1 pseudogene is annotated in these 689 nt (G+C 78.4%); it reads right to left on the bottom strand.

The window, feature by feature from the left end:
- A pseudogene (locus HUX53_RS38715) lies at positions 1–689 on the bottom strand (glycosyl transferase family 39); the annotation flags it as partial.

Raw genomic sequence — 689 nt, 5'->3', positions numbered from 1 at the left:
GAGCCGGGGCGTCCGGAGGCCATGCCGGGCGGTCCGCCGCGCCCGCCGGGCATGCCGAAGCCGTTGCCGGTGGCGGGCCCCGCTAGGGGGTTGGTGCCGTTCGAGGCGGTGGACGCGGCCGACACCGCGTAGGCGCCCGGCCCGGTCAGGCCCGCGACGACGGCGAGCGCCAGCCCGGCGACCGCGATCCGCGTCCCGGCGCGCGGGATGAGGCGTCCGGCCAGGAGCGCGGCGGCGGCGAGGACGGTGGCGGCGGCGATGAGCCACCGCAGCCACGGGTGCCAGGACGGGGTGCGGTCCAGCAGGACGAACGCCCACGCCCCGGTGGCGGCGATCCCGGCGGGCAGCACCCACGCCCACGCCGCCGACCGCCGGTGCGCCCCGTACAGCAGGACGGTTCCGGCGCCGGTGAGCGCGGCGACGGCGGGCGCCATGGCGGTGGAGTAGTAGGGGTGGAAGGTGCCCTGCGCGAAGCTGAAGATGACGTAGTGGACGGCGAGCCATCCGCCCCACAGGATCAGCGCGGCGCGGGCGGTGTCGGTTCGGGGCCGGCGCCGCAGCAGGACGAGCCCGGCGGCGAGGGCGAGGACGGCGAACGGGATCAGCCAGGAGATCTGGCCGCCGAGGATGTCGTTGAACAGCCGCCCGGCGCCGGCCCGGCCGCCGAACCCGCCGCCTCCCCCCAGGCC

The organism is Actinomadura sp. BRA 177 (assembly GCF_013372625.1).
Classification (GTDB): domain Bacteria; phylum Actinomycetota; class Actinomycetes; order Streptosporangiales; family Streptosporangiaceae; genus Spirillospora.
The sequence above is the reverse complement of the archived record's forward strand: the minus strand, read 5'-3'. Positions and strand labels throughout refer to the sequence as shown.